This is a genomic window from Methanobrevibacter sp. UBA188, from assembly GCF_905234905.1.
Lineage (GTDB): Archaea > Methanobacteriota > Methanobacteria > Methanobacteriales > Methanobacteriaceae > Methanocatella.
Genome location: NZ_CAJOJM010000009.1, coordinates 34,632 through 56,129, shown reverse-complemented (window position 1 = coordinate 56,129; position 21,498 = coordinate 34,632). Strand labels below are relative to the sequence as shown.

Annotated in this window: 19 protein-coding genes; 10 read left to right on the top strand and 9 right to left on the bottom strand. The window is 32.0% G+C overall.

The features are described 5' to 3' along the window. Positions 1 to 784 (top strand): glutamate--tRNA ligase family protein (locus tag QZ143_RS03230; protein ID WP_292881163.1); only part of this gene is annotated, 784 nt, incomplete at its 5' end. A gap of 9 nt (positions 785 to 793) precedes the next feature. After that, on the top strand, positions 794 to 1,261 hold the full coding sequence (locus QZ143_RS03225; RefSeq protein ID WP_292881160.1) for a hypothetical protein: 468 nt from the start codon (positions 794 to 796) through the stop codon (positions 1,259 to 1,261). A gap of 138 nt (positions 1,262 to 1,399) precedes the next feature. Here the strand turns inward: QZ143_RS03225 and QZ143_RS03220 are convergent, their stop codons facing one another. Next, the gene (locus tag QZ143_RS03220; protein WP_292881157.1) at positions 1,400 to 3,016 is read right to left on the bottom strand and encodes an ATPase; all 1,617 of its coding nucleotides are present in this window, start codon (positions 3,014 to 3,016) and stop codon (positions 1,400 to 1,402) included. Positions 3,017 to 3,224: 208 nt separating this feature from the next. Between QZ143_RS03220 and QZ143_RS03215 the strand changes: the two genes are divergently transcribed. From QZ143_RS03215 to QZ143_RS03200, 4 genes are read left to right on the top strand one after another with little or no spacing between them, the layout of a single operon-like run. Next, positions 3,225 to 4,460, top strand: a complete 1,236-nt coding sequence (locus tag QZ143_RS03215) for an LL-diaminopimelate aminotransferase (protein ID WP_292881154.1) — start codon at positions 3,225 to 3,227, stop codon at positions 4,458 to 4,460. Further along, the gene (locus tag QZ143_RS03210; RefSeq protein ID WP_292881151.1) at positions 4,461 to 5,138 is read left to right on the top strand and encodes a DUF6882 domain-containing protein; all 678 of its coding nucleotides are present in this window, start codon (positions 4,461 to 4,463) and stop codon (positions 5,136 to 5,138) included. It begins immediately after the preceding gene. Then, on the top strand, positions 5,131 to 5,736 hold the full coding sequence (locus QZ143_RS03205) for a hypothetical protein (protein WP_292881149.1): 606 nt from the start codon (positions 5,131 to 5,133) through the stop codon (positions 5,734 to 5,736). Before QZ143_RS03210 ends, QZ143_RS03205 begins: the two co-directional genes overlap by 8 nt. After that, a complete protein-coding gene (locus tag QZ143_RS03200) occupies positions 5,737 to 6,330 on the top strand; it encodes a hypothetical protein (RefSeq protein ID WP_292881146.1) in 594 nt (197 codons plus the stop codon). It abuts the gene before it with no gap. A gap of 117 nt (positions 6,331 to 6,447) precedes the next feature. Here QZ143_RS03200 and QZ143_RS03195 read toward each other — a convergent pair whose 3' ends face one another. From QZ143_RS03195 to QZ143_RS03175, 5 genes are read right to left on the bottom strand one after another with little or no spacing between them, the layout of a single operon-like run. Continuing rightward, complete coding sequence (locus tag QZ143_RS03195; RefSeq protein ID WP_292609951.1) at positions 6,448 to 7,065, bottom strand: hypothetical protein; 618 nt, start codon at positions 7,063 to 7,065, stop codon at positions 6,448 to 6,450. Continuing rightward, positions 7,065 to 8,810 carry a glycosyltransferase gene (locus QZ143_RS03190; protein WP_292881143.1) on the bottom strand — a complete coding sequence of 582 codons (1,746 nt, stop codon included), beginning with the start codon at positions 8,808 to 8,810 and terminating at the stop codon, positions 7,065 to 7,067. Before QZ143_RS03190 ends, QZ143_RS03195 begins: the two co-directional genes overlap by 1 nt. Before the next feature lie 6 nt (positions 8,811 to 8,816). Beyond that, on the bottom strand, positions 8,817 to 9,227 hold the full coding sequence (locus QZ143_RS03185) for a response regulator (RefSeq protein WP_292609955.1): 411 nt from the start codon (positions 9,225 to 9,227) through the stop codon (positions 8,817 to 8,819). 59 nt (positions 9,228 to 9,286) lie between these two features. Beyond that, positions 9,287 to 11,161 (bottom strand): histidine kinase dimerization/phosphoacceptor domain -containing protein, encoded by a 1,875-nt coding sequence (locus tag QZ143_RS03180; RefSeq protein ID WP_292881140.1) that lies wholly within the window; start codon positions 11,159 to 11,161, stop codon positions 9,287 to 9,289. Next, positions 11,158 to 13,041, bottom strand: a complete 1,884-nt coding sequence (locus tag QZ143_RS03175; protein ID WP_292881137.1) for a histidine kinase dimerization/phosphoacceptor domain -containing protein — start codon at positions 13,039 to 13,041, stop codon at positions 11,158 to 11,160. Before QZ143_RS03175 ends, QZ143_RS03180 begins: the two co-directional genes overlap by 4 nt. Positions 13,042 to 13,198: 157 nt before the next feature. Between QZ143_RS03175 and QZ143_RS03170 the strand changes: the two genes are divergently transcribed. From QZ143_RS03170 to QZ143_RS03160, 3 genes are all read left to right on the top strand, one after another. After that, complete coding sequence (locus QZ143_RS03170) at positions 13,199 to 14,218, top strand: adenylosuccinate synthetase (protein ID WP_292606658.1); 1,020 nt, start codon at positions 13,199 to 13,201, stop codon at positions 14,216 to 14,218. A gap of 179 nt (positions 14,219 to 14,397) precedes the next feature. Further along, a complete protein-coding gene (locus QZ143_RS03165) occupies positions 14,398 to 15,162 on the top strand; it encodes a hypothetical protein (protein ID WP_292881134.1) in 765 nt (254 codons plus the stop codon). An 18-nt stretch (positions 15,163 to 15,180) separates the two neighbouring features. After that, positions 15,181 to 16,296, top strand: coding sequence for an SPFH domain-containing protein (locus tag QZ143_RS03160; RefSeq protein ID WP_292881131.1), 1,116 nt, complete (start codon positions 15,181 to 15,183; stop codon positions 16,294 to 16,296). A gap of 87 nt (positions 16,297 to 16,383) precedes the next feature. On the opposite strand, the gene QZ143_RS03155 is transcribed toward QZ143_RS03160, so the two are convergent. After that, positions 16,384 to 17,067 carry a CPBP family glutamic-type intramembrane protease gene (locus QZ143_RS03155; RefSeq protein WP_292606652.1) on the bottom strand — a complete coding sequence of 228 codons (684 nt, stop codon included), beginning with the start codon at positions 17,065 to 17,067 and terminating at the stop codon, positions 16,384 to 16,386. Positions 17,068 to 17,214: 147 nt separating this feature from the next. Between QZ143_RS03155 and QZ143_RS03150 the strand changes: the two genes are divergently transcribed. Continuing rightward, positions 17,215 to 19,686, top strand: a complete 2,472-nt coding sequence (locus tag QZ143_RS03150; protein WP_292881128.1) for an ATP-binding cassette domain-containing protein — start codon at positions 17,215 to 17,217, stop codon at positions 19,684 to 19,686. A 16-nt stretch (positions 19,687 to 19,702) separates the two neighbouring features. On the opposite strand, the gene QZ143_RS03145 is transcribed toward QZ143_RS03150, so the two are convergent. Together QZ143_RS03145 and QZ143_RS03140 are read right to left on the bottom strand one after the other, a co-directional pair. After that, a complete protein-coding gene (locus tag QZ143_RS03145) occupies positions 19,703 to 20,458 on the bottom strand; it encodes a HesA/MoeB/ThiF family protein (RefSeq protein ID WP_292606648.1) in 756 nt (251 codons plus the stop codon). An 8-nt stretch (positions 20,459 to 20,466) separates the two neighbouring features. After that, positions 20,467 to 21,474, bottom strand: a complete 1,008-nt coding sequence (locus tag QZ143_RS03140) for a 7-cyano-7-deazaguanine synthase (protein ID WP_292881125.1) — start codon at positions 21,472 to 21,474, stop codon at positions 20,467 to 20,469. Between the last annotated feature and the right edge of the window lie 24 nt (positions 21,475 to 21,498).

Below are 21,498 nucleotides of genomic sequence, written 5' to 3'. Positions count from 1 at the left end.
CCACCTTGCAAATACTGAAAAACAGAAATATCTATATGACCATATGGGTTGGGATGTGCCTGAGTACATACACTACGGCAGACTTAAAATGGAAGATATTGCATTAAGCACTTCAAAAGCAATGGCAGGAATTGAAGATGGAACCTACAGCGGATGGGATGATCCAAGACTTGGAACTTTAAGAGCCATTGCAAGAAGGGGAATCGACCCAAGAACCATTTATAATCTTATAACTGAAATTGGTGTTAAAATGGCCGATTCAGCTATTAGCTGGAAGAAGATTTATGGTTTGAACCGTAACTTTTTAGAACCTGTGGCAAATAGGTATTTCTTCTGTGAAGATCCTCAATTAATCACTGTTGGGGGATATGAAGGCGGTAAAGTCGACATTGAAAGACCACTTCATGCAGACCACATGGACAGGGGAAATAGGATTTTACCATTTGACGGCAGTGCATATCTTGCAAAATCAGACATTAACGATGGAATATTCAGGTTAATGGATGCTGTGAATGTGAATATCGATGGTGGTGAAATAACTTATCATTCCACTTCATTTGAAGATGCAAGAAGTGTCAAGGCAAGAATTATTCAATGGGTCCCTGTTGATGACAATGTTGATGTTAAAATTGTTATGGATGATGCATCAATTAAGACCGGACTTGGTGAAGGTGCACTTCGTGATTTGAAAGTTGGAGATATTGTTCAATTTGAAAGAGTAGGATTTGCACGTCTTGATGAAATTGCTGATGATGAATTGATATTTTACTTTGCACATAAATAGGTGAATATAATGACAATGTTTTCAAATGGATTTTCCACACTCCAAATGCCTGAAGATTTTGAACCGGTTGCAACTAAAGATGAATTTAATGACATGTATCTGGTAAACACCAAAATACCTATGTCCATTAAATTTTCAACCACTCCTACACTTGTTGGCCTTCCGGACATAAAGGCAGATATTGAAAAAAATATAAAAAACAATACTCAAATAAACTTAATCGCTTCCGATTTCATACCTATTAATGATGATATTTATTATATGGTAGTCTCTTCGTTTTCAGATGGTGAAAATGAGATTCGCCGTAATGAATTTTTATATGTGGAAGACAATAATTTATATATTTTCGAATACACCTATCCTTATGCGGATAGGGAATTGGACGATTTTTATTTAAATGTTATTCGTTCCTTAAAAATCATTGTTCCAAAATATATTGTGGAAAATGGTAGCTATAAATTGAATAAGGATGAATGATCTAATCATTTGTTCTTAAATGTTTATTTTTTCCTAATTCAATACATTATATATTATTTTTTTTTTTAAAATGAGTTATATATTTATAAAATTTTGTTTAAATGGGTATGGTGTGGTGATGTTGGTAAAAAAGGCATTTTAATATACCTTTTTCACATCAGACGGTTTGATAACAATATTTTTTCTTCTGTATTTTACAGAGATATCATTACCATTAATTGCATAAACTTGGCTGGAATAGGTTTCTCCTTGATGATTGTAAATAATTTCATCACCTTTTTTAAGAACAACTTCATTGTTATTTAATTTTATTTTTATATTGTCTCTTGAAGGTTTTTCTTTAATAGGAGCAATCCTTGATTCTTTAATTTCTGGTTGAGGTTCTGGTGTAGTTTGTATCACGTCAAATGCTTTTGGTGTTTCTTCAGGTACTATTGGTTCTTCGAAATCATGTTTGTGATATTCTTCGTATGTTGCATAATCTGCATGAGTTTCATTGATAATCGGAGCAAAGTCTTCTTCATATTCATTCACATTTCTGATGAATTCTTCTTCAATTACTTCTTCCTCTTCAGGCTCTTCAAATGTGAGCTTTTCTTTCACATTCTTGAATATTTTAGAACCTTTGATTGTATTGGTGATTTTATCTAAATCTTTTCTATAGTCTAAATCACTGTCGTATTCTCCAAATACCTTTTCATCTTTCAAATCCTCTCCAAATTTGTAATCCTCTTTGATTTTTGTTGGAGTTTTAAGATTTGGCTCTTTAATTTCCTCTTTTTCATTGTCATTAAGTAAAGCGTCAGTAATACCAGCACTTTCTGAAATGCTTTCAACTTCTTCTTTACTTTCTTCACTTGCAGTAGTTATTGCCTCTTCGATATCTTGAGATGTTACTGTAGGTGCTTCAATTTTACTTTCTTCACTTTCACTAGATTCTACTGTTTCAGGCACTGAATCTGATTTAGTTTCTTCTGATACAGGTTCATTAATAACCTCAGCAATTGTTTCTTCTTCTGTGCTTTCAGTGATTGTTTCAGTAATGGTTTCTTCTTCTGTGCTTTCGGTGATTGTTTCAGCAGTAGTTTCTTCTTCGGTTTCATTAAGAATATCTTGAATTGTTTCTTCTGGAATGTCATCGATAATTTCTTCAATATTTTTCTCTTCTTGTTTTTGTTTTATGCTTTCTTTAAGTTCGGCGAGTTCCTTATCTTCAGAATCATTTTTATATGCTTCTTTTTCGCGTTCACTATCTTTTCTTTTTGATTCTTTGATTAATTCATCAATTGTAAATAAATCTTTTAACTCATGCTTTTCAGGTTTAGGGTCGTTATTTTGGCTCATAATATCCATCTGGCTTTGTTTAATTGGTTCTTGGAATTTTTCTACGGTAGTACCATAATCAACAAGTACTTGATTTTGTGATTCGTATTCAATATTTTCGTAAGTAGTATTGTCAACTTCATAAATTGCAGGTTCTTCATAATACACATTACTTGTTGAAGAATTTTCACTTTTTAAGCTTTTGGGTTTGGATTGATTAAGATTAGTTGGATTATTGGAATTATCATCATTATCTTTAGATAGCATACTTTTTCCGGAAGAAAATACTTTAGTTAAGGATTCTGCATCTTCAAGTATTGATCCTTCATCATTTTCCAGCTCTTTTCCTCTGTAGTGCAATTTAACTAATATTATTGCAATAATAGCTATAATTGCAATTGTTACCCAAATTAATATAGTTATTCCATTCATTTTTCCAACTTCCTTATCAATGTTTTTAGTATAATATATTTATGTAAAATAGTTAATTTAAATATTTTCATATGATGGCTTTTTGTTATAAAAATATGTTCTTGACAATTTTTTTTGAAAAGCATTTAATGCATCTTAAAAATAATCATTCATTTTATATATTGAGAAAATAAAATATAAATTAGATTAATATTTATGAGGTTTAATCATGGTTGTAAAAATTAATGAAAACTATCTTAAATTGAAAAGTAGTTATCTTTTTGTTGAAGTAGCAAGAAGAGAAGCAGAATTTAGAAAAGCTAATCCTGATGCAGATATTATTAAAATGGGTATTGGGGACGTTACAAAACCGTTAGTACCGGCTGTTATAAAAGCATTTCATGCAGCAGTTGATGAAATGGCTGATGCTGAAACATTTATGGGATATGGTCCTGAACAAGGTTATGACTTTTTAGCTGAAGCAATTATTGAAAATGAATATAAAACATATGGAATTGATTTAGACACTTCTGAAGTTTTCATTAGTGATGGGGCAAAAAGTGATACAGCAAACATCCAGGATATATTTGGAATAGATAATAAAATTGCTGTTACTGATCCTGTTTACACTGTATATGTTGATACTAATGTAATGGCTGGAAGAACTGGAGAAATGAAAGATGATGGTATGTATGAAGGATTAACATATCTTAAATGTAATTCCGAAAATGATTTTGTTCCTGAACTTCCATCAGAACCTGTAGATATTATTTATTTATGTTATCCTAATAATCCAACAGGCACTACACTTACCAAAGATCAATTAAAAGTATTTGTTGATTATGCAAAAGAAAATAATGCATTAATATTATTTGATGCAGCTTATGTAGCATTTATCAATGAAGATGATGTTCCTCACTCAATTTATGAAATTGAAGGTGCAAAAGAAGTAGCTATTGAATTTAAGAGTTTTTCCAAAACTGCAGGATTTACCGGAACCCGTTGTGCTTACACTGTTGTTCCTAAAGAATTAATGGGATATGATTCCAAAGGCAATGAAGTTGAAATTAATCCATTATGGAACAGAAGACAAACCACAAAATTCAATGGTGTATCTTATCCGGTTCAAAAAGCTGCAGAAGCAGTTTACTCTGATGAAGGTAAAAAACAAATCGGTGAAATCATTGAATATTACATGGAAAATGCTAAAATCATCAGAAAAAGCTTAACTGACCTCGGTCTTGATGTTTATGGAGGAGTAAGTTCCCCTTACATTTGGGTAAAAACTCCTAATGATATGGATTCCTGGGCATTCTTCGATTTATTATTAAATGAAGCAAATGTTATTGGAACTCCTGGTTCAGGATTCGGTCCAAGTGGTGAAGGATATTTAAGATTAACTGCATTCAATACATTAGAAAATACCAAAGAAGCAATGGACAGAATTTCAAAATTAGAATTTTAGGTGTTAATATTGAAAGTAGTCGAAAAACCAATAACTATTGAAAAAGGAGATTCTTTCAAAGTATTGCTATCTAAATATGGTGCATTATCTTTAGATAAACAGGAAAATTTTTCAGAATTAATCGGTGAAAATGTTGGTCAGTTAGATCTTGAAAAAGGAGTTATCTCCTTTGATGATATTACTATTCCAGTTCAGGTTTTAGGGTTTTTCTCTAAAGACTTAAGTCAATGGTGCTGGGCATGGGATAATGAAGATATTTTCGGTGAAAATTTAATCAAGGCATCAAAGGAATTTGAGGTGGCTGAATTCACCTCTCCAATTCTAAGATCTAACTATGATGATTGCCATACTGTGGCAATGGTTTCAATAGCTCTATTAGATATGGATGCATATTATGCGGTTTCCGAAGATGGAATCGATATATTTGTAGCTATTAATTCAGATTTGATTGAAGAAAATAATTCTGTCACAAAATTTAGGGATACTTATTATACTTTCCAAAAGAATTTCAATATTCATCCAAGAATTGCTTTTGAAGCTTATACAAAGCTTAAAGGATATGGATTTAAACCTCATGATGATTTTGCTCTAGCAAAAATTGGTGAAAGCCGTGTAATGGCGGGATTTACTGAAAGAGGAAATGTCACTCGTATTATAGTGTTTGGTGATGATGAGTGATGATATTATGAATCCGGATTTAGCTGAAGAAATTGAGTATATGATCAATGCCCTTTCTAAATCTGGTTTTTTTAGCACTGAAGAAATATTGGAAATTTTGGAAGATGAATTTATTGGGGAAAATGTGGATTTTTCTCAATTTAATATCTCTTTAAATGACTTTGACAATATTAATTTCAATAGATTGGATGATGTTTTCAATTCATTAACCTCTAAAAATATCGTAGCCATTCATAATTGCGGTTATGATATAAAAGAGGGTGTTAATGATGTTTTTGAACTTTATGTTCATTTGGTAAACAACAAGTACTTTCCAGATGGTTTTTGTTTTTATACTTTTGAGGATGTTGAACAGGCAATTCTTGAAGAGAAACTAAACATAACTTTTGGTGATTTTGAAAGAAATGAAAATAAAGCCTTAGAAATTGGAAAAATGGTGTATGATTCCTTTAAATCAGAAGGTTTTGAATTGAATTGGGATGAAACTATTGACAACCAAATAGAATTAGTTTCATTTAAATGGGATAAATCTTATGATGGCGAAAAGGAATTTGAAATTGAAGGAGCATATGAAAATTTTACAAAAAGGAGTGGTTAAATGAATGGCAGGTCACTTAAATTAATCAGGGATGTAATTATTAATTCAGGTAAATTGACTTCAATAGAAATATCTCAGGACTCTATTTACTTGGAGTTTATGGATGTTGAACTTGGAACTCCAAAGGAAACTGAAGATTTCTCTTTAACAGCTCGTTTTGCAGTTGACTCCTTTTTCACAGTATTTTACAATAATATCTGGGACATTGAATTTTTTTCAAAATACGATTTTAAAAATCAGTTGCTTAGTGAAGACGTTCTGTTTGATGTAGAAGATATTAAATTTGTCGATTTTGAATATCTTAATGATTTCTTCTATGATTATAAAAAGGAAAAATCAATTTCTGTTGTTGATGATTTTAGCATTCACAACATACGCAACGATTTTTTCATGTTGGTCAAGACAAAAGAGATTGCTATTGTTGTTGGTGGAAATCAACTTGATTTCTTTACTAAACATGAAAAATTAGATGATGCATCTCTAAGGGAACTATCCAATCAGTGGATGCTTTACTTTTTGGAATATCATCTTAAAAGAAATATTATTAAGGATCCAATGTGTGAAAATCATCCATTGACATATCCTAAAGAATAATTTTCATTCTATTTTTATTTTTTCTTTAAAAATTTTAATTTTGTGGTTGTTTATTTTTTGAGTTTCTAAAAGAAGATATTAAAATTTTTAATTAATTCTTTAATTTAAAAAAAGTTTTTAGATGTGGGATATTATGAAATTGTAAATATCACGCACACCTGAAACAAATCCGTTATATTCGTTATTATGAATATTACTCATATCGTCTTCAATACGGTCATCCACTTCTTTTAAAAATGTTGTATTGTTGTAATCATGTGATGAGAAATAATGCACTTGAATTGCATAATTTGTATCCTCTCTAGGGAAAACATAATTAACACCAATATGATTCCAGGATGTATTTGTATCTTTTGATGGATTTGAGAAATACTGTTTTGAAACAGGAACACCACTTGCAGTGGCATTTTCAGTTTTAAGAACTTTATAATTTCCATTTTCCATCGATCTAAATTTCGCTTCTGAAATGGATGTTATGTGGTCTTCGGGCCAATCATCCCAATGGTCAATATAAACGTATTCGTTTGTAATGGCATGAGGAGTTTTGGATTCATTGGTTAAATTCAACTCATCTGTTGTATTCCATGCTTGGGGTACAATTGTTGCGCTATGACCAAATTCAACAGTCCTATCAGTATTGACGCTTAAGAAACTATTTATACTATTGACATTCGCTGCAAAAAATATAATAATGATTATGAGTATTACTCCACGTATCATATCTCCTCTTCTCATTATTTATTCCCCCCTTTATGCTCTGTTTTAGACCATTTTCTTTCTTTTCTTGTAAGCATTGTTACCATAGTCATAAAAAATAATGGAATTAAGTGGAAACAATAAAGATAATATTTTACAAGGTCTTTGATGTATTCTCCTATTGTGGGTTTGTCTCTTGAAAGAGCAATTAAGATTCCTGGGAAAAATGCAATCATTGATAAGACCCCCACAATAAATGGTGCTTCCATTCTAATAACTGTAGTTTGATGGAAAAGGAACCATGAAATTGCATTGGCTATTGTCACTAAGAAACCGAAGAAAATTAATAAATTAAAACTGTAAAATGAAATGTGCTCAATGATATTGTATTTCTTTCCGATGGATATTTTTGACCTTACAATCTGGGGCAAATAAACAAATAATGTTTCAAAGTTACCGATAGCCCATCTGATTCTTTGTCTGAAAAATGCTCTCCACTCAGTAACTGCTTCCTGATAAACTGCACATTCACCGCAATAACGTATTTGACCTCCATTAAGGATAATCTTTATTGCTAAATTCAAATCTTCAGTAACCGCAAATCCGTCCCAACGACCGGAATCTATAATGGCTTGTTTTCTTACAAATTGTCCATTTCCTCCTAAAAATCCAGTAGAATCGAGATTGTCTTTTGCAATTAATGTATTTCCAAAACTTGCAAACTCCACATGTTGCATACGGGCCAAAAAATTTTCATTTTTGTTCCACATTTTAACCCTTGATTGAACTCCATCGATTCCGTTATTGAGGTATTGGACAATAGTCATCAAATAATCATCTTTGATTTGTGTGTCTGCATCAAAAACACCAATCACCTCTCCTTGTGATAATGTCAATGCATCGTTTAAAACAAAACCTTTTCCTTTACCTGACCTTGGAGGATGTCTTGTAACGATTTTAAGTTCCGGAATTTCCTTTTTTAAATCAGATAATATTTCTCCAGTACGGTCAGTGGATCCATCATTAACGACAATAACTTCAAAATTAGATTCTCCATTTTTAGTATAATCTGAATCACAAACACTTCTGACAGTTGATTCAATTGTGTACTGTTCGTTGTGTGCTGGAATAAATACGCTTATAAATGGAAGGTCTTCTTCTTCAAATGGAATAACTTCCTTTTGTTTTTTGAGACTTACGATGGAATTTATAAGCATTGCTAATGTTGGAATTAAAAGCACCCATTGAAGCCATGTAGCATTTCTGCTTAAAATAGCTATGATGATTAATGCTATACAAAGAATTAACAGAAAACTGGAGTCAGATTTCTCTATTAAAAGTTCAGTATTTTTTTCCTGTATTTTATTTTGTGCAGTCTGAACACTTAATATGTTCTGTTCATGCTTTTTCAATGAAACTGCCATAGCTCTTTGCAGTTCATCTTTATCTACAGGTTTTAGTAAATAATTATATGGATTACTCATTAATAGCTGGTCTATTGTTGCATCAAAAACATCTCCAACAATAATGATTACTGGAACATTGAAAAGCTCCAAATCACTTGCTGTTTCAAGCAAATCTAAACCTTGTTCTTCAGTATCTAAAAATATCAAATTTGGAGATAGTTCGTCTACTTTTTTAAAGATTTCATCTTTTTCGGATGCTGACCCTACATATTCGTATTCGTAATCTTCGACGTATTCTTTAATTTGTGACAGCATCAATTCTTCAGAGCTGATGGTGAAAATTTTAGGTTTTCCTTGGATTAATTTTAGTTCAGTCATTTAAATCTATTGAGTAAATCCACTTGCGTCATTCAGTTTGTTTTCTTCTAATTTTGCTCGGTTAATAGTTATTTTAAGAGTTTTGTCTAATTTGTTTATGTCATATGGTTTTGAAACAAAGCCGTAAGATCCTTTTACATTGGATTTTTCAAAAGTATCTGTGTCTGTGTTTGCAGTTAAATAGATTACAGGTATTCTTAATTCAGAAATTACTTCTGCAGCTTCTATTCCTTCCATATCTCCTTTTAATTTGATGTCCATTAAGACAACATCAGGTACTTTTTCTGCTGCAACATCAATAGCATCTTGACCAGTATCGACTGTGTCAATTACTTCATAACCTAAATCTTCTAAACTGTACTTTAAATCTAATGCTGTAATTGCTTCATCTTCAACAATTAAAATTCTTTCATTCATTTTCTACCCTCACATTTAAATTTTTTTTTATTATTATATATTGTTTTTTATTTTTCAAGTTATCCTTCAATAGTATGGTCCATATAGATTGGGAAAGTTAGTTTATATCCTGTTCCATGTTCATGTTCGAACAGCTCTATATGTCCATCTAATTGTTTTGTAAGATTTTTAATGATTTCACAACCGAGATTTTTAGTAATTTTATCGGGATCATTTATGCCGACACCATTATCCTGAAGGATGAGTTCTGCGTTTTCATTGTCGATTTTGGTTATCTTTTTGGTAATTTTCTTGTTAGGTTTGGTTTTATCTGGGAATGCATGTTTTATTGCGTTCATTGTTAATTCATCGATAACCAGTAATAATGGTGTGATAACTTCGATTGTTAAAACTAAATCTTCATCCACTTCTGATTCAAATTCAATTCCATCTCTTAAACCAATTAAACTTCTTAATTGGCCGTCTTGGTCTTCAATATACTCTTTTAAGTTGATATTCTTAAAGTCAGTAGTATTATATGTTTTTTCATGAAGAATAGCAAGAGAGGATAATCTGGACTGCATATGATCAATAATTATGCTTGGTTTATCTTTATATGCTCTTTTTTCGAGGTTTAAGAAACTGTTTAGTACCTGCAGGTTGTTTTTAACTCTGTGGTGAACTTCTTTTATTAGCACATTTTGATGTTCATTTGCTTCCATCAATTCTAGCTGTTTTGTTCTTTCTTCAGTAACGTCAGTTAAAAATCCAATACTGTGTGTATCAGAACCAAATTCGAATCTTTCGAGATATATTTCACATATTTTTTGGTTATTCTCATTTCCTTTTACATTATATGTGAAAGTCTCTTCAAGTTCGTTGATTTGACCGTCAATGAGTTGTATAATATTATTTATTACATCTTCCTCAACAATATTTTGTATTACTGCACGGGAATGGGAATAATCTTCTGGATCCTCTTCAATAAGATGGTAAAATCCTTTTGAAAATTCATATTGTTTTGGATTTAAGGGTTCAATAAGCAATGCTAATTTTTTACTATTTTTAAAACCGCTTAACAAGAAATCAACAGGTCTTGTAATCTTTTTATGTGAATATGTGGTCACATCTTTAATTAATCCATAACGACTAATCAGATTACCATTATTATCAAATTTAGAGTATAGATTCATTTCAAGATATTTTAATGTTCCATCATGGGTTCTGATTCTAATGATTGATTCGTAATGGGAAGTTCCTGAATCCATGATTTTGTTGATTTTTTCGATTAATGGTTTATCTTCAGGGATTGTTAAATCGAATATGATGTTATAGTATTCATCGTATTCGTCTCTTGGACGGTTAATGATGTTATAAATACCTTGAGTCCAGGAGTATTTTCCATTGATTTTATAATAGCTTCCAGTTTGTGCAAAATATTCTATTAAATTGGCCTTGTCTTCATCGCGATTTTCATCTTCTGGAATATATAATGTACTTTCGCTTGTATCGATATGGTCTGAAAGGATGAAAATCCTACCCATTTCATATATTATTTTAACATTTGTGAGTCTGGCTAATTTTTCTTTATGATGGTATAAGAATCGCACGTGTTTTATTTCATGGGTTTTATATACTTCGAATAATGCTTCATGAAGAAGTTGATGAAACATTGGGGAGGCTTTACTCAATAATCTTCCTTCAATATCTTCTTGTTGAATATTTCCTCTTTTAAGTGCACTATTTCCCAATCCATGTATGATAAAATCTTCCCCATCTTTATATGGCACGAAAATGTTTATGTCTGTTTTAATATTTTTCATTACTATTGGAAAAGGAATTTTTTCCATTTCAAATTCTTTGGGAGCCTGTATATAGAATTCCTTTTCATGAACGTCATAAACGTTCACCTCTTCGACATTCTCCAATTTTCTATATTCTTTATGTATTCTCATTGTAATCCCTCAATTTCGTGTTCAAAAGTTTTTGGAAATGTTAATCTAAATCCAGTTCCAACGTCAAGTTCCAAAACTTCAATTTTACCATTTATTTGTCTTGTTAGGCTCATTATTATCTCCCAACCCAAATTATGGTTAATTAATATTTCAGGACTTTCAATACCAACTCCATTATCTTTTAAAATTAATTCGCAAACATTATCATCGATATAATCGATTTTTTTGTAAATTGTTTTATCTTCTTGATTTTCATTAGGAAATGCATGTTTTATTGCATTCATTGTTAATTCATCAATAACTAAAAGTAAAGGCGTAATAATTTCCATGGATAGGTGAATCTCTTCATTAATATATGATTTAAATTGTATGTCTTTTGCTGTAAACAGATTTTGAAGGGTTTCATCCTGGTCTAGGATATAGTCTTTAAGATTGACATTGATGAAATCTGCTGTATTGTAGGTTTTTTCATGAAGTAGGGCTAGTGAAGATAAACGGGCTTGCATATTGTCTATAATTTTATTAGGGTTACTTCCGTATGCTCTCCTTTCAAGGTTTAGAAAACTGTTCAATACCTGTAAGTTGTTTTTAACCCTGTGGTGAACTTCTTTAATTAGGATATTTTTGGTTGCATTGGATTCAATTAATTCTTTCTGTTTTTGGCGTGCAATTGTCACGTCAGTTAGAAATCCGATACTGTGAATTTTATTTCCGTAAGTGAATCTTTCGATGAATAATTCACAAATCTTTTGATTTTCTTCATTACCATTGACATTAAAAGTTAGAATAGTATTTATTTCTTCAATTTCACCATTAATTAACATCTTAAGCTTTTCTCTAACATCTTCTTCTTCGATATAGTCAATAATGCTTTCATTGTGAACATAATCTTCTTTTGGTATTTCGATGATTTTATAAAATCCTTCGCTAAACTCATACCTTTTGCTTAATGGTTCCACTAGTAAAGAGAGTTTGGAATTCTGATTAAAACCATTCAACATAAAATCAACAGGCCGGGTCATATGTTTGTGTGAATCGACACTGATGTCTTTAAATAGTCCATAATGGCTTATTTCTTCACCATTTGAATCGAATTTGGAGTAAAGATAAGTATCCAGATATTTTATCTGGCCTCCAGGTGTTGAAATCCTAATGATGTTTTCATAGGTATCTGTTTCAGGACTCATGGTTTCAAGTAATTCCTCAACTAGAGGCTTGTCTTCAGGTATGACCAAATCAAAAATTATATTATAAAATGCGTCCCTTGGCTCTTTTGAACGATTTATAATGTTATATATTCCTGGTGTCCAAACATATTCGTCTCTTGTTTTATAATAGCTTCCGGTTTGGGAGAAATATTCTATTAAATTGGCTTTATTTTCATTATCCTGCAATTTCTGTTCTTCTTCACTAATTTCTGCTTCGGGTTTATTTTCTTTGAAATCGGAAATTAAATATATTTCATCTTCCTCTAGAATAATGTGTATATTTGTCAGTGTTCTAATTCTATCGCTTATGTAATAAATTATTCTTAAGGCTTTTGTATTTCCGGTTTTATAAACCTCTTTTAAATCATCTTTTAAAAGATCATAGAAAAATGGAGAACATTGACTAAATAATCTATACTCAACATCTTCAGGATTCACGTTTGCCCTTTGAAGCATGTTCCATCCAATTCTTTCTATTATAAAATCTTCTCCATCATCAACTGGTAAAAATACATCGATATCTGCAGGAACATGTTTCATAAGCTTGCTAAAAGGAACTTTATCGGGTTTCATTACTTGAGGGGCTTCCTGATAAAATTTTGAAGAGTCTACATTATAAACTCGAATCTCTTCTATTTTTTCTAGTTCTCTGTATTGTCTTTCAATATGCATGCGTATTACCCTAAAGTTTCATTAATACATAATATATTTATAATTCATTTAATATTTATAATATTGGAAAAACTTTTTAATAATTAAATGATAAAATAATAGTGGTATGAAAATTTTCTAATTTTCATTTTAATATTAATTTTATAGGAGTTATTAAATGACTTGTAGTATTTTAGTTGGTGGTGCATGGGGTGATGAAGGTAAAGGAAAATGTATCACTTACCTTTGTGATAATGATAAGCCGGATATTATCGCTCGTGCAGGAGTTGGGCCAAATGCAGGCCACTCTGTCGAATTTAATGGAGAAAAATATGGATTAAGGTTAACCCCATCAGGTTTTGTACATACTGATGCTAAACTCATGATCGGTGCTGGTGTTTTAGTAAATCCTGATGTATTGTTTAGCGAATTTGAAAACCTGAAAAAGTATAATGTTAAAGAAAGAATGTGCGTTGATCCTAGATGTGCAATAATTAATGAGGATCACATGACTCGTGATAAATCTTCAGAACATTTAGCTAAAAAAATAGGAAGTACTGGTTCTGGCTGTGGGCCTGCAAACTCAGACCGTGTAATGAGGACAATAGAGCTTGCAAAAGATATTCCTGAACTTGAAGAGTATATTACTGACGTGTCAATGGCTTGTAATGAAGCTATTGATAATGGTGAGAACGTATTTATTGAAGGGTCACAGGGTTTTGCTCTTTCACTTTACTATGGATCATATCCATATGTAACAAGTAAAGATACCACCGCATCAACATTCGCTGCTGATGTGGGAGTCGGACCAACTAAAGTAGATGAAGTAATCGATGTATTTAAAGCTTATATTTCCCGTGTTGGAGAAGGTCCATTCCCAACAGAAATGACTCAGGAAGAAGCTGAAAGCAAAGGTCTTGAAGAATATGGTGTAGTAACTGGAAGACGTAGAAGAATAGGTTACTTTGATATGGAACTTGCAAAGGAATCCTGCAGAATCAATGGTGCAACTCAAATTGCTCTTACTTGTGTTGATAGGTTATTTGACTGTGCACGTGTCCAAAACTACGATGAATTGTCTGTTGAGACTAAAGCTTTCATTGAAGATATCCAAACTGAAACTGGCGTGCCGGTAACCATTATTTCTACTGGACCAGATTTAAAAGATACAATTGATTTAAGAAAAGAATTGTTATAAATTCTTTTTCAACTCTCTTTTTTTTATAATAAATGTGGTATTGATTACCATAGTAATCACTAGCTGTTGAATATATTGTCATTTGGATGTTTTTCGGCAATATTTTTTAATTTTAAATAAACGTTAAAATACAATAAGCTACATAATTATTAATATATTTAATCTAAAAGGTAGTTTAAATGAATGAATTGATGTGTGAAATGTGTGGAAGCAACATGGTTATAATCGAAGGCGGATTTTATGTCTGTCAAGCTTGCGGTACTAAATTTCCCATTAACGACTCCAAAACAGGTGAAAATCACCAATTTGGCGGTGAATCTTCTGCAGAATTAGATAATTTATATGAACTCGCAAGAAGAGCACGTGACAATGGAGACAGTGAGTTTGGATTCAAATATTACAGTGAGATTCTGATAAAAGAACCTAACGACTGGGAAGCTCAATACTATGTGGGTTACTTTAGAGCATTTTTAAATGATTTTTTGGATGAAAATGCAATTGATGATTTTTACAATTCAACTGCATCCGCAGTATCAATTGTTGAAGGCATTGATGATGTTGAAGAGAAAAACGATGCGATAAGTCTGTTTACAGATGAAACATTTGGGCTTGTCGGTAGTTTTTACGAATCATATTTTGAAGAAATGGAATATGAATCCCCTGACGGCGAGTATTATACATGGTATGTCAATGTTCTTTTAGAATTATGCTATCTATTAAATTATTATGGTGATTTGGTTGAGAACGTAACTGATGATACATATCAGGATGCTATGGACTCTTGGATTTATTCCATAGACCTTCACACACCAATGTATAGTCACATAGGCTTTTTTGATAAGGGGGATCATGATAAATATATAGATGATTATGTTGAAAAAATACGGGAATATGATCCTGATTATCAAAAACCTAAACCTAAAAAACTATTTGGTATAATATAAAATATATGGAGGAATTAAATGGTTGAACTTTTAAAAGTAATTAAATTTGAAGGAGACAAGGACACTTTAGTCTGGAAACATCCTGCCGAAGATTTCAACACACATTCAAAACTAATTGTTCATGAATCTCAAGTAGCAATATTTTATAAAGACGGAAAGGCTTTGGATGAATTTGGTCCTGGAAAATACACATTAGAAACTGGAAACATACCAATTTTGAGGGCACTTATTGATCTTCCTACAGAAGGAGTAAGCCAATTTCATTGTGAAGTTTATTTCATCAACAAGGCAACATCATTAAATGTAATCTGGGGAACAAGCAGCCGTTTTCCAGTAATTGAACCAACATTCCAAATACCAATAAATGTTGGTGCATCAGGTGCTATGGACATTGTAATTGATGATGCTAAAAAATTCATGGTAAATGTTGTGGGAACACAAACATTCAACACAATTGATCAAGTTACTGATTATTTCAAAGGCAAAATCACCACTAAGGTCAAAAACTATCTGTCAAAAATAATGTCTGAAGTAAGCTATTACAATATTACACAGCATCTGGAAGAAATTTCAGAGGCATTACATGAAAAATTGAAAGAAGATTTTAAGGAATATGGTGTAAATCTCGTTACATTTTACATATCCAATATTGTTGTTCCTAAAGAAGAAACCAAAAAACTTGAGGATGTATTAAACAAAAAAATGGAATATGGTACTCTAGGATTCAATTGGGCTGATGAACAAATGGCTGATGTCGCTAAAAAATATGCGGAAAATCCTGGAAATAAAAGTGGCGTTAATGGTATGGTGACCGGTTTTCCTATGGCTATGGCTTTTGGCCAAATGTTGGGAAACAATGTTGGTGGAAACATGTCTGGAGGATTGTTTGCAGCTGGTCAGAACTTCGGAGCTAACCAACAACAAGCAAGTCAGGAACAACAACCAGTTAGTAATGAACCACAAGGTGATGCAGTATTTTGTACCAAATGTGGCAACAAATTAGCTCCTGATGCAATGTTTTGCTCTAAATGTGGAAACAAGGTACAGCAAGAGCTAAAATGCAGCAACTGTGGAAGATCACTTGAACCCGGTGACATGTTCTGTTCAGGATGTGGTCATCCTACTAATGAATAGATGAAATAATATTTTCATCATTCATTTTCACTAGTAAGTCCATCACCAGTCTATGTGTTGATTATGCAAGAAAATATTCTTGAATGTTCAACCTATAAGTCCCATCATGACTAGGATTAAAACAGATGCATCTGTCATCAGATGAGACAAATAAGATGCGAACAAGTTTTTAGTTTTTAAATAGACATATAAATGAAATATTGAACCTGCTCCTTGAATCACCAGTACTGAGAGAATAGTTGTGCTAGGTTCTAAATGTATCAAACCAAAAAAGATTAATGTAAATATGGATGATACTATAATTGATAATCTGCGATTGGAAGTGTATTTGAATAAAACCCTCAATAAGAACATCAATGGAATGAATTTTATTAATTCTTCAGCCATCATGGAAAATATCAAAGATACAATTGTAACAATATTCGCATTGCTATTTCCAACATCTGGAATGCCCCAAGTACCTAATAGATTGGTGAGTATACTTGAATAAACAATATATGCCAAACACATCAATACTGCAAGAATAAGTTCATTTTTTGTTGGTTTTTGAAAAAACAAGGAATAATCCCAATTTGAAAAGTATAACAATGGAATTAACAATATCAGAAGGAAAGATATGCTGCCTATTATTTCATTTGAAAAAACGCTGACGAATCCGTTAGCATAATATGCAACAGGAATGCATATTAACAATACCAACCATCCAATCTTGGACATCTTCGGATTCTCATTATAATATGGAAAGTCTCTATTATTATCTAAATTTAACATTAAAAACACCTTGATTGATTTGAAGATAGGATTTCAAATTGGATACATGATTATATTTCCTAAATAAAATCCGTTCTAGAATATATTAATAGATATATTTTACAATTATCTTAAACTTTATTAATTCTTATTTTTAAATAATTTTTTATGTATAAAGATATGATAATCGTTAGGGGAGCAAAAGTTCATAATCTAAAAAATATTGACGTTGATATTCCGCTTGGAAAAATTGTGGCAATTAGCGGAGTTTCCGGAAGCGGCAAATCATCGCTTGCTTTGGGTGTATTGTATTCTGAGGGGTCTCGAAGATATTTGGATGCTTTGTCAACTTATACTCGTCGCAGAATCACACAATCTCAAAAAGCTCAGGTTGATTTGGTCCAATATGTTCCTGCATCTTTGGCTCTTCATCAAAGACCTGATATTCCAAATATTCGATCTACTTTTGGAACTTCAACAGAACTTTTAAACTCTCTAAGGTTATTATATTCACGGTGCGGTAACTATTTTTGTCCAAATGGGCATATGCAGGAGCCAACTTTAAATGTGGCTCGTGAAATTCCATTGAAATGTCCTGAATGTGGTGAAGAGTTCTATGGTCTTGGGGCTGAGGAATATGCATTCAATTCAGATGGAGCATGTCCGTCATGTAGTGGTACAGGTTACATTCGTGATGTGGATGGTGCTAAATTAGTGTCTGACGAGTCAAAAACATTGGAGGAAGGTGCCGTTGACGCATGGAATCAGTTTGGTATTTCCTGGATGTATCATGTTGCAGGAGAGCTTGGTGTAAGAGTGGATGTTCCATTTAATGAATTAACAGATGATGAAAAGGATATTGTTTATAATGGTCCGGCAGTTAAAAAATATATAAATATTCCTTCCAAAAACGGTAAGCTGTTTGAATTGAATGCGGAATATAGAAATGCTCATCGAGCTATTGAAGAGGCTTTGAAGAATGCAAAAACCGAAAAGGGACTGACAAAAATTAATAAATTCTTAACAACTAAAGTTTGCAGGGATTGTGAAGGTACTAGATTAAATTTCAAAGCTAGACAGACATTATTGGGTGGAATCAATATATCTCAAGCTTGTGAAATGAATCTGAAAGACTTGGTTTCATGGGTTAAGGATGTGGTGAGAGAATTGCCTGATAATGTACGGGAAATGGCGGAGGATATAACTGAGGAATTCATGGACAATGCAAAGATTTTGCTTGATTTGGGTTTAAGTTATATTTCCCTTGATAGGCCGTCAAATACATTGTCCACTGGAGAATTGCAAAGAGTTCAGCTTGCAAAAACATTAAGAAATAGGACGACTGGTGTTCTATATGTTTTGGATGAACCTTCAATAGGTCTTCATCCCAATAATGTTGATGGTCTCATTAATGTTATTAAAAGATTGGTTGATGATGGAAATTCAATTATTTTGGTTGACCATGACACAAAGATATTGAATATTGCTGATTACATGGTTGAAATGGGTCCTGAAGCTGGTGCTGATGGAGGAAATATTATCGCACAGGGATCTTTAGATGAAATCAAGAAGAATTCTTCATCTCAAATCGCTCCATTTTTAACAAACTCTGAAAATGTTATTGTAAGGGAAAAGTCTTCGGATATTTTTGAGAATGGTGAAATTCGAATTAAAACAAATGAGATACACAATGTTAAGGAAATGGATGTTGGAATACCGAAAGGAAAATTGACAGTAGTCAGCGGAGTTTCCGGGAGTGGAAAGACCACTCTACTTTTGGAAGCATTATACCCTGCTGTTAAATCATATATTAATGATGAAAAACTGCCTGATGGAGTTTATGATATTGATTGTGATGGAATTAAAAAGATTGATTTGATTGACAGCGTTCCGATTGGTAAAAATGTCAGAAGCACTGTTGCAACATATTCAAAGGTTTTAGATGATTTGAGGCGTGAATTTGCTAAACTAACGGATGAATATAAAATGTCTGATTTTTCATATAATACTGGAAAACTAAGATGTGAAACTTGCAATGGTACTGGAAGTGTGTCAATGGATATACAGTTCCTGCCTGATGTTGAATTGACATGTCCTGATTGCGATGGACTCAGATACAGCAAAAAAATTGAAGAGGTTAGATATAATAGTCTTTCTTTATCGGATATTATGAGTTTAACAGTTGATGAGGCATTGGAAGAATTATTTGGTCTTAAAAAAGTTACAAACAAACTGCAAAAACTTTCTGATTTGGGCTTGGGTTATCTGACCTTGGGTGAAGCAACTCCAAGTTTATCTGGGGGTGAGGCACAAAGACTCAAATTAGCTTCTGAAATTGGAAAATCCCAAAGAAATTCAATATTCATATTCGATGAACCAACAATAGGCCTTCATCCTTTGGATGTAAAAGTCTTAATTGATGTTTTCAATCATTTGATTGAAAAGGGTGCAACGGTAATCGTAATAGAACATGATTTGGATTTGATAGCTAATGCAGATTATATTGTTGATATTGGAATAGATGATGACAATAGTGGAGGAGAGATTCTGGCCAAAGGTAGTCTGAAAGATATAATTGAATCTAAAAAAAGTTTAACAGGTAAATATTTGGCTGAAAAAGAGTTGTGGGATGGTTTGTAATTCAAAAAAATATTGTTTAAAGTTCATTTAGTGAAAATGAACTTAAATCTAATAAATCAAATGTTAATATTTTCGGAGCAACAGTTACTTTTCCAACTCCGGTTATTATTTTATATGCTTCAAAAGCTTCAAGACATCCGATTAAATTTGGTGTTGGTCCAATAACTGGTGGAACACCTGAAGTAACATTTTTCAAATCGCTGATGACATCTTCAGTTAATTCCTTGCCGAGTGAAGGCAAGTTAAACATTTCTTCATAACTTTTGTCGCTATTCGGTAAAAATACTGTAACTTGACCTAATGTTCCATGAATTGCACCATGAATGTAGGGAATTCCAAGCTCATTGGCTTTTCGTGATACGATGACTCTTGTTAAGACATTATCAAGAGCATCAATAACAATATTGGAGTTTCCAATTACTTTTTCAATATTGTTCTGGTCAACATGTTCATTGAATATTGTAGTTTTTACGTAGGGATTGATTAATCTGACTTTTTCTGCTGCTACACTACTTTTATCAAGTCCCAAATCGGAAATTGTAGCTAATGTTTGACGATTTAAATTTGATAAGTCAAATGCATCCTTGTCAACTAGAACGAGTTCTCCAATACCCATTCTTGCAAGCATTTCGATAGTCTCTCCACCAATTCCACCACAGCCGATTACTGTGACTTTCGCATCTTTGAATCTTTGTTGTTCGCTTCTTGTTACTATGCTCATTTGACGTGATGCAATTTCCCAATATCCATCACCGATATATCTTGTTGGCATTTTATCACCTATACGTTTCTCCGCAATTTTTTCAATATTTCCATAAATTCATTAAGCGCAAGGTCATAATTTTCAAAATCATGGCCTTCAATTAATCCGTTTTCAAAAATAGTAATGTTTTCCAATTCTATCTTTTCACTTGATTCGGATATAATGTCTTTAATTTGTTTTTTGGTATTTTTCATGTTGACTGAAAATGGAAGTTGGTATGAAAATGAACCTTCAAAATAGTCGATTATTATTGTGTCATCATCATTAATTTGTGATAAATTTAAAACAATTTTTTTAAAACCTTGTCTTTTTAATTCATCATTTATCTGTTTATATTGTTCTTTATCGAAAATTTCATTTATTTTATCAACTTCAATAATACCAATTTCTCCTAAATCCCTAACTTTCACAATTTCGCAGTTAGTTCTATCTAAAATAAAATTTTCGCAGTGTCTAATTCTTTCAATCTTTTCTTTAGTCGTACGTGTATTTGTTGGGATTCTAGTTGCAAGACAGGTAGTGGATTTCGAATAAGGAATATTGTGACTGTCCAGATATTTATGAATTTCTTTAGATGTTAAATTTGCAGTAATTAATGGTGTCTCAAATCCTTTTTCATAAGTGATTAAAATCCCTGGCCTATCGCAAACTAAATCGCTGATATTATTTCCATCACAAATATATTCAAATCCATTTTCTTTGGCGATGTCTTTGATTTTTGTATACATCAAATCTCTGCATGTAAAACAGCGCTTCGCATCATTGGATAGGAAATATTCGTTTTCATAAAAGTTAATATCAACTATTTCATGTTCGATTCCAAAATGTTTGGCCATTCTTTCGCTATGTTCCAAAAAATAAGTTGGCATTAAGTGATTGTTGATGGTAATGGCCAATGTATCTTTAGAAACTTTAGAAGATAAATAAGCTATTAGTGTTGAATCGGCACCGCCTGAAAAACCAACAGCTACTTTTTTGTCCTTTAAAATGTTTTCAACGATTTTAATTTTATCTTCTAAATTCATCTTATCCCTTTCAAAATAATTAAT

Bases quoted from the DNA above. Each gene is read 5' to 3' on its own strand.
- QZ143_RS03225 (WP_292881160.1), top strand. From the start codon at position 794: ATGACAATGTTTTCAAATGGATTTTCCACACTCCAAATGCCTGAAGAT.
- QZ143_RS03220 (WP_292881157.1), bottom strand. From the start codon at position 3,016: ATGAATGGAATAACTATATTAATTTGGGTAACAATTGCAATTATAGCT.
- QZ143_RS03215 (WP_292881154.1), top strand. From the start codon at position 3,225: ATGGTTGTAAAAATTAATGAAAACTATCTTAAATTGAAAAGTAGTTAT.
- QZ143_RS03205 (WP_292881149.1), top strand. From the start codon at position 5,131: ATGAGTGATGATATTATGAATCCGGATTTAGCTGAAGAAATTGAGTAT.
- QZ143_RS03200 (WP_292881146.1), top strand. From the start codon at position 5,737: ATGAATGGCAGGTCACTTAAATTAATCAGGGATGTAATTATTAATTCA.
- QZ143_RS03195 (WP_292609951.1), bottom strand. From the start codon at position 7,065: ATGAGAAGAGGAGATATGATACGTGGAGTAATACTCATAATCATTATT.
- QZ143_RS03190 (WP_292881143.1), bottom strand. From the start codon at position 8,810: ATGACTGAACTAAAATTAATCCAAGGAAAACCTAAAATTTTCACCATC.
- QZ143_RS03185 (WP_292609955.1), bottom strand. From the start codon at position 9,227: ATGAATGAAAGAATTTTAATTGTTGAAGATGAAGCAATTACAGCATTA.
- QZ143_RS03180 (WP_292881140.1), bottom strand. From the start codon at position 11,161: ATGAGAATACATAAAGAATATAGAAAATTGGAGAATGTCGAAGAGGTG.
- QZ143_RS03175 (WP_292881137.1), bottom strand. From the start codon at position 13,041: ATGCATATTGAAAGACAATACAGAGAACTAGAAAAAATAGAAGAGATT.
- QZ143_RS03170 (WP_292606658.1), top strand. From the start codon at position 13,199: ATGACTTGTAGTATTTTAGTTGGTGGTGCATGGGGTGATGAAGGTAAA.
- QZ143_RS03165 (WP_292881134.1), top strand. From the start codon at position 14,398: ATGAATGAATTGATGTGTGAAATGTGTGGAAGCAACATGGTTATAATC.
- QZ143_RS03160 (WP_292881131.1), top strand. From the start codon at position 15,181: ATGGTTGAACTTTTAAAAGTAATTAAATTTGAAGGAGACAAGGACACT.
- QZ143_RS03155 (WP_292606652.1), bottom strand. From the start codon at position 17,067: ATGTTAAATTTAGATAATAATAGAGACTTTCCATATTATAATGAGAAT.
- QZ143_RS03150 (WP_292881128.1), top strand. From the start codon at position 17,215: ATGTATAAAGATATGATAATCGTTAGGGGAGCAAAAGTTCATAATCTA.
- QZ143_RS03145 (WP_292606648.1), bottom strand. From the start codon at position 20,458: ATGCCAACAAGATATATCGGTGATGGATATTGGGAAATTGCATCACGT.
- QZ143_RS03140 (WP_292881125.1), bottom strand. From the start codon at position 21,474: ATGAATTTAGAAGATAAAATTAAAATCGTTGAAAACATTTTAAAGGAC.